The sequence below is a fragment of the Thermogutta sp. genome, assembly GCF_039793925.1.
In the GTDB taxonomy this organism is placed as follows: Bacteria; Planctomycetota; Planctomycetia; order Pirellulales; family Thermoguttaceae; genus Thermogutta.
Window position 1 is genome coordinate 1 of record NZ_JBAMME010000209.1, and the last position, 7,127, is coordinate 7,127.

5 protein-coding genes and 1 tRNA gene are annotated in these 7,127 nt (G+C 53.4%); 2 read left to right on the forward strand and 4 right to left on the reverse strand.

The genetic code is table 11. The features are described 5' to 3' along the window. Nucleotides 1-422, reverse strand: a 422-nt coding sequence (locus ABJK56_RS08550) for a type II secretion system protein (protein ID WP_347244248.1), incomplete at its 3' end; no start/stop codon positions are given. Nucleotides 423-906: 484 nt separating this feature from the next. On the opposite strand from ABJK56_RS08550, the gene ABJK56_RS08555 reads away from it, so the two are divergent. Then, entirely contained in the window at nucleotides 907-1,182 is a 276-nt protein-coding gene (locus tag ABJK56_RS08555; RefSeq protein WP_347244249.1) for a hypothetical protein, read from the forward strand. A gap of 276 nt (nucleotides 1,183-1,458) precedes the next feature. Here the strand turns inward: ABJK56_RS08555 and mgtE are convergent, their stop codons facing one another. The 3 genes from mgtE to pepF all read right to left on the reverse strand — a co-directional run bounded on the left by mgtE (nucleotide 1,459) and on the right by pepF (nucleotide 6,003). Beyond that, complete coding sequence (mgtE, locus tag ABJK56_RS08560) at nucleotides 1,459-2,850, reverse strand: magnesium transporter (RefSeq protein ID WP_347244250.1); 1,392 nt, start codon at nucleotides 2,848-2,850, stop codon at nucleotides 1,459-1,461. Nucleotides 2,851-2,944: 94 nt separating this feature from the next. Further along, entirely contained in the window at nucleotides 2,945-4,138 is a 1,194-nt protein-coding gene (locus tag ABJK56_RS08565; protein ID WP_347244251.1) for an aminotransferase class V-fold PLP-dependent enzyme, read from the reverse strand. Nucleotides 4,139-4,200: 62 nt separating this feature from the next. Then, on the reverse strand, nucleotides 4,201-6,003 hold the full coding sequence (gene pepF / locus ABJK56_RS08570) for an oligoendopeptidase F (RefSeq protein ID WP_347244252.1): 1,803 nt from the start codon (nucleotides 6,001-6,003) through the stop codon (nucleotides 4,201-4,203). A gap of 535 nt (nucleotides 6,004-6,538) precedes the next feature. Here pepF and ABJK56_RS08575 point away from each other — a divergent pair. Beyond that, a tRNA-Phe gene (locus tag ABJK56_RS08575) sits at nucleotides 6,539-6,611 on the forward strand. Nucleotides 6,612-7,127: the final 516 nt, after the last annotated feature.

Below are 7,127 nucleotides of genomic sequence, written 5' to 3' on the forward strand. Positions count from 1 at the left end.
TGAACCTTGACCTCTCGCCGAAAGTTTTCCAAACCGGACGCTATCGCCGGTGGTGGTCGCTCGCCACTGTCACTCTCCCTACCCAGGAGCCGGCCCCACTTGTCGTGGGGTGGCTGATCCACAAGCCCGGCGTAGTCGTCAATGTCGTCAAATAGCGATCGATTACCGGTGGCCTTCTCCGCTGGGCTTGGCCCTAACGGGGCATACGGTGATAGCCCTGCCTCGCAATAACGACAGTTGAGAATCTCGTCCATGAGGTCCTGAGCTAACCCTTCGGCAAGCTCACGAATGACCAGCTCCTCGCTGTTTTGCATGATTACCCCTAAGGCAAGTACGACAGCGGCTGTGACTGTCGCCAAAAGCGCCACAGCTACCAACACCTCGACGAGGGTGAAAGCTGCATCACGTGAGCAGAGCCTCATTTCTCGACCATCGCTGACTGACGCGGTCGTCAAATGCAAACCAGCCTCATCAATGCGGGACACAATCCCCCTCGAATCAAATATAAGCCGTAAAGAATAGCGCGGCCGATTGCGCACGCCAAAGTGTCGCAACGTTTCATACCCCCGTGGAAAAGAGGCGGACAAACTCAATCGCTCTCCAAACAAGACCCACCGACCGTCCGGTGGTGCCACCTTCGCAGATGAATGAATATTTTCATTTTGTCAGCAAAGCTTCCGATGATATTTTTGACGGCCCGCCAGCACGGTGTTCAATGACCGTGACAATCTGTATAATTTGAAGCGACTTTGCGGACCGCGGTAAGGCAACACACCTTCGGGGAAACACCGATTCCCCAGTGAAAGAGTCAAGAAAGGATGAAAATGATGAAGCTACAAAGATTGATAGCTGTAACGGTCGTGTTGGTAGCGTGCACGGCTACCATCGCCAGTTTCGCCGGGGAACGTGCGAGATACGTTCGGGGCACTGGACTATCAGGGCTTGGAAATCCTGCTTGCGGTCGCGACAACGCTTGTTGCCCGGTTTGCGGCTGTGCCTCCTGTGCTGGCCACCCTTGGTATGTGGCTCCGCGAGATCCCCAACACGGCTTGGGTTGGGGCGGCCACGGTCACAAACATGCCGGTTATGCCGGTTATATTCAGCCAGGCCCTCCGACCGCCGCCATTACGTATCCTTACTACACGCTTCGCGGTCCAAGAGACTTCCTGCAGCGCAATCTGACCCCAATCGGTCCATGACCATTTCCCGACAGGATGGCGCATCGCGTCAGCAGCTTTCGTGAAACAAAGTGTAACAGTGAAGCGACATTATAGCTTCTCGCCAGGCCGCCTGTACCTGAACCGCAATGAGCAGTAAGTCGTTGTCACAAATGGGTTGTACCGCGGTCTGATAAAAGCCCAACCCGCGGTCCAACCGTCAGTCGGATCCAATCCGGCTAAACCGAGCAAGAACCTGGCGACGACTACCCGATTTGGGTAGTCGTTTTTTATACGATTCTTACATCAGAAGCCAGGGGAGAGCGAGTTGAGCACCTCCCAGAATAAGAACAAAACCACTTAGATCAGTGATCGTCGTTAAGATTGGACCAGAAGCCAAAGCGGGATCAATTCCCACCCGCGAAAGGGCAAGGGGCATTACTGCCCCCAAAACGGCGGCCAGCACGGTATTGAGGGCCAACGCGGTCCCCACCACCGCGCCCAGGAACACATTCCCCTGCCAGATCCATCCCACCGCAGCCAGCAGGATCCCAACGACCAACCCATTCACAACGCCAAGCGGTAACTCAATCCTGGCGACTCGCCAGGCGTCACGAGGCCCAATCAATCCTGCAGCCAGCTCCCGCAAGGTCACCCCCAGAGACTGACTCCCGGTATTCCCACCCATATCCGAGATGATGGGCAAGAAAAACACTATTGCCAGAACCTGAGCAATCGTATTCTCGAAAAGCGGAATGACGCTCGCTGCAATAAGATCAAGGACGAGGTTGATGGACAACCAGACCGTTCGCCCTTTAATTCGCTCCTTGAGGGCCATGGATCGAATTTCTTCTCCGCCAGCAATGCCCAGCAATTTCAAAAAGCTGCGGCTGGCCCGCTCGGCCATGGCTTCCTCCACATCCTGGCGCCGCACCATTCCTACCAGTCTGCCGGACGAATCCACGACGGGGAGCCCAAAAAATCTGTGCTTTCGAAAGAGATGATCTAATTCATCCACAGGCGTATCTACGTGGACAGAAATTGGATTACAAACTTCCAACGCAACCAAATTCTGATGCGGGGCACTTAAAAGAAGATCACGCACGCGCAGGACACCACGTAATAGACCATCGGAGTCTATCGTATAAATATACAGAACGTCATACTTCCTGTATTTGTCGGCATTCTCTCGCAGATCTTGGATAACATCGTCGACCGCAAGTGATTCTTCATAGGCCAGATACTCCGTAATCATCAGGCCTCCGGCCGTATCTGGACGGTATTGAAGAAGCCGACGAGCATCCTCTGCCTCGCCCGGCATCATTTGTTTCAGAAATTCTTCCGACCGCTCGGCAGCAACGGCCCCGAGCAAGTCCGCTTGCTCATTACTCGGCATCTGATCGAGGATCGCGGCTGCTCGAACACCGTCCATCGCTTCAAGCACGTCCGCGGCCTGACTCTCGGGCAGCTCCAAGAGCAGTTCAGCGGCCTCGTCAGAATCGATCAATTCCATCAGCCGCGTTTGATCCTCCAGGCCCAACTGCCAAAGAATATGAGGAAGCTCACCTGGTGGAATCTTCTGAACAATTCGGGTGACTAAGCCAACATCTTTTTGCTCAATGGCCTTCTGAAGTTCGCACGCCAATTCTTCAATTTGCATGCTGATTCTAGTATTTTCCTGTGAATTGCTCATGCTTGTTTGCCATAGGTATATAAGTAAACGGACTGAGTCATATGTAGTACACTATTCTGTATACTTGAGTAATCCGAACGTCCAGCACGCACTTTTATTGAGAGCGGAGAATTTCGGCGAGTGAGTCAACCAAGGTATCCACATCAGACAGGTCATTATAGGCATGGGGACTCAGCCGCAGACGTCCGGACCTCGCGCTGACAACCACACCCCGCTCCAATAGCTTCTTGTGTATAGTCCCCAGCGAATCAGTTGGCCAATCCACCGCAACGATGCCACTCGCGTGGTCCCTTGTGGTTCGATCGCTGGCGACACTGAGTCCAAATTTTGCAAGTCGTTCGACCAAATAATCAGTCAAATCCAAGACTCGATTTTGCAACCCCTCTACGCCGTAGGTTTGAAGCAATTGAAGGGAAGAGTGAAGGCCGATAAACCCCACCATATTGGCGGAGCCTCCTTCATACCGCGCAGCACTCGGTTTGAGCCGAAATTCTATTCGATCGAAATCGAATGGATGCTCCACACTATTCCAACCGAGGCTGGTGGGCCGGAGTATTTCCCAAAGCGGCTCGCGCACAAACAGGATGCCCGCTCCTTCGGGACCCAGGAGCCACTTATGGCCGTCTGCCGCTAGAAAATCGATTCCGGCATCGCGAACATCTATAGGGAAGACCCCAAGACCCTGGATCGCGTCGAGAAAGAAGTAGGCCCCGACTCGGTGGGCAATCTCAGCGAGATCACCAGGGTTGTGCCGCCACCCCAAATGGTAGCTCACCCAGCTTACCGAAAGAATCCGGGTTCGGCTATCGCAGGCGGCTAGCAGGTCCTCGATTCGTACACGTCCTTCTCTGGGTGGCACCCGGCGGACCTCCACGCCCCTCTCACGCAGCGCCAGCCAGGGATACTGATTCGCTGGAAACTCATCGGCTGGTATCACCACGTTGTCCCCAGCACGCCAGGGAAATCCCTCTGCCACGATCGAGATTCCATGGCTTGTATTTCTCACGAGGGCGATTTCTCGCGGAGATGCTCCGAGAAACTGAGCAGCGCTTGCACGCAGTTGCTCGAGAATCCCTGCCCACTGCTTCCATACCACGTCGCCCATTTCCGCAGCTTGGTGCGCCCAACGGACGATCGCATCCCGGCTGACGTCCGGCAAGGGAGAGACAGCCGCGTGATCGAAGTATATCCAGCGCTGACAGACCGGCATGTGCGATCGAAAATCCCGCCACCACGGGACCGAAGGGACGTCACCCCGAGAGGAATCGTTGGCTTTTTCAATCACCATTCGTCGTTTGTACCTTACTCCTTCCGCTTGCGAACTCAGTATTTACGACACTGACTATCATCCTATAGAAGTTCTTCGAGCTCACTTACCAGCGATTCGAACCTTTGCATTGCCGCTTCCACTGGTTCCGGGCGTTCCATGTCCACCCCTGCATCTCTCAACAGATCAAGAGGATCCTTCGAACAACCACCCGCCAGAAAACCGAGATAGTCCTTCACTTCTCGATCACCGCCGTTCAAAACACGCTCCGCCAGTGCAATGGCGGCCGACAGCCCTGTGGCATATTTGTACACGTAAAAAGCATTGTAAAAGTGTGGAATGCGAAAGCATTCCAATTCTAGGAGCTCCGGTATATCAACCTCATCGCCGAAATAATCATGCAGCAACTGCCGATAGATTTTTCGAAACGCATCCAGGGTCAGCGGCTCTCCAGCCTCCAATGTCTCGTGCGTTATTTTTTCAAATTCCGCAAACATCGTCTGCCTGAAGATAGTTCCCCGAATTTCATCAATCTCGTGATTGATAATGTATGCTTTTTCCCGAGCGTCCTCTGCCTTCGCAAGCAGATACCTTCCGAGTAATTGTTCATTGAAGGTACTCGCCACCTCGGCTACAAAGATCGTATATTGATAAAGATGATAAGGCTGGTGATGGGCCGAATAGTAACTATGCATTGAATGGCCTGCCTCATGAGCAAGCGTAAAAACGTGGTCGAAAACATCTTCCTGATAGTTCATGAGAATATAGGGGTTGCCGTCGTATGTACCGGCGCTGAATGCCCCGCTTTGCTTTCCACGATTCTCATATTTGTCACACCAGCGGTTTTCAAATCCGCGCCGCAGAATTCCCACATATTCCGTTCCTAAGGGCTTAAGGGCCTCCAGCACCAGCGACACCGCTTCGTCCCACGACCTTTTCACTTTCACATCTTTAACTAGCGGGACGTACGTGTCATAGACACTGAGCTGTTTTAATCGCAGTTTTTTTCTTCTTAACTCGTAGTAGCGATAAAGGGCAGGAAGGTGTTTTCTGACGGTAGCAATCAATTGGTCATAAACCGTCACAGGGATATTCTCAGCGAAAAGGGCTGCCTCACGCGAGGAAGGAAAGTTCCTCACGCGGGCATAATACACGTCCTTCTGCATCGATCCCGCGAGCGTAGCCGCGAGCGTGTTTTGATGCTCCAAATATTTCTCATAGAAAGTATGAAAAGCCTGCGACCGAACATCCCGGCGCGGAGATTGTAGAAACGTAATAAAGGTGCCATGCGTCAACTCAATTCTCTGACCTTTTTCGTTTTCCAATATGCCAAAACGAAGATCTGCATTGTTGAGTTGATGAAAGACATGAGAGGGTGTCTCTGCCATCTCCGTCTGCATAGCCAGCAAGCGTTCCTCGGCAGGGCTAAGAATATGGGAACGCCAGCGGAGAATGCGCCGCAAATACACGGCATAGGGTCGCAGCGCCTCGTGCTGAAGATATTTTTCCATCTTTTCTGGCGCTATAGCCAATAACTCCGGTCGAATGAAGCTGGCGGCCTGCGCAACACGGCTGGCTACATTGAGAAACCGTCCTCGCATCCGCTGATATTCAGAATTCGACAGATCCTCGGCGGTCTTCAAAAAGGCGTACGTCCCAAGGCGCTCTCCCTGCCGATCCATATCGAGATCAAAGCGAAGACAATGGGCAATCACCTCCGGCCCTTCCGCAAGTTTCCCGCGAAAGCGATCGTATTCCTCAATCCTCCTTTCCCATTCCGCAAAAGCCGTCTCCCAACTCGCATCGCTGGGGAAAAGGCTTGAAAGGTCCCATGTATCTTCAATTTTTTGGGCACTTCTCGGAATAAGAACCTTAGCACGCGGCATGGCAGAAATCGTCTCCTTTAACCTGGGTCACTTGCTGAATCTCTGGTTGCCCGAGGCTGCTAAATTGCGATAATGACTGGGCACTATCACAGGGATTATCACCCACTCCATATGAGGCGCCAACCGCTGGGCTGACATTAGCGCCATTCGTCCGTCCCCAGCAGGCGCAAGTATGCGTAACCGTCGGGGTCATGACATCATCGGGGACCCATGACAGCGAACTCACACCCGTTGGGTCTAGCTGGACCTCAGATGGAAGCGTTACGCCTTACGTGAACAAGTCCCGGGGACGCAGAGCAATTTTCGGCTTGACCATAACGTGGGCTGTCTCCAGGAGATCGTGACCGGCAACTCTGTGATGGCTCCCCATTGACAGTCGGAGAACCGGGCCGTTACGATAAAATGAGACCGCGAGGCACCGGGTACGGCTGCGTAAATCGGCCAGGTTTGCCGTTTGGGCACGCCAGCCGGCCTTGTGATCGCTGAATGATCACATGCCGAGTGCAAATCTCCGTGCCGTCAGCTACGAGAAAACGGACAGGTAGCTCAGTTGGTAGAGCACTGGACTGAAAATCCAGGTGTCGGCGGTTCGATCCCGCCCCTGTCCACTTCACGTCTTTGATCAGGCTACTTCCCAATGGCGCCCGCATCTGCCCACTATCGTGGAGGTCACTAGATCCCTGGCGAAGACGAGGTGTGGGACCTTGGGCTCCCTCGGAAGAGTTGCTGGTTGGTGCTTTTAGGCGGTAGCAGCCAAAAGGGTGATACAACCGGTCTTCTGCCAATAAGCAGATGGGGTTGTGCGGGACGCTATTTGTCGGCCGGTAGCACCTCGACCAAAATCTTGCGAACTGCCGATTGCTTTTCTTTGTCGCAGCTCATGCCGGCCAGGCGTCAAATGAACCCGTCAAGTTTTATGTTTGACGGTTGATTTCGTCCGGCGGTGACCGAACAATTATCGCTTTTCGCCAGATGGCCCTGGGTGATTCGCAAGAGCACTTTCTTCCATCACTTTCTGGCAAAGCAAACGTAGCTGGCAGGCTAACCGAGTCCAAGCCGAACGCCAGTGTTGTAGCTAAACGAAAGATCCGCAACCGTCCGCCTTACCGCTGATTTGTTTGCCA

Coding starts and splice junctions, on each gene's coding strand:
- mgtE (WP_347244250.1), bottom strand. CDS start 2,850: ATGAGCAATTCACAGGAAAATACTAGAATCAGCATGCAAATTGAAGAA.
- ABJK56_RS08565 (WP_347244251.1), bottom strand. CDS start 4,138: ATGGTGATTGAAAAAGCCAACGATTCCTCTCGGGGTGACGTCCCTTCG.
- pepF (WP_347244252.1), bottom strand. CDS start 6,003: ATGCCGCGTGCTAAGGTTCTTATTCCGAGAAGTGCCCAAAAAATTGAA.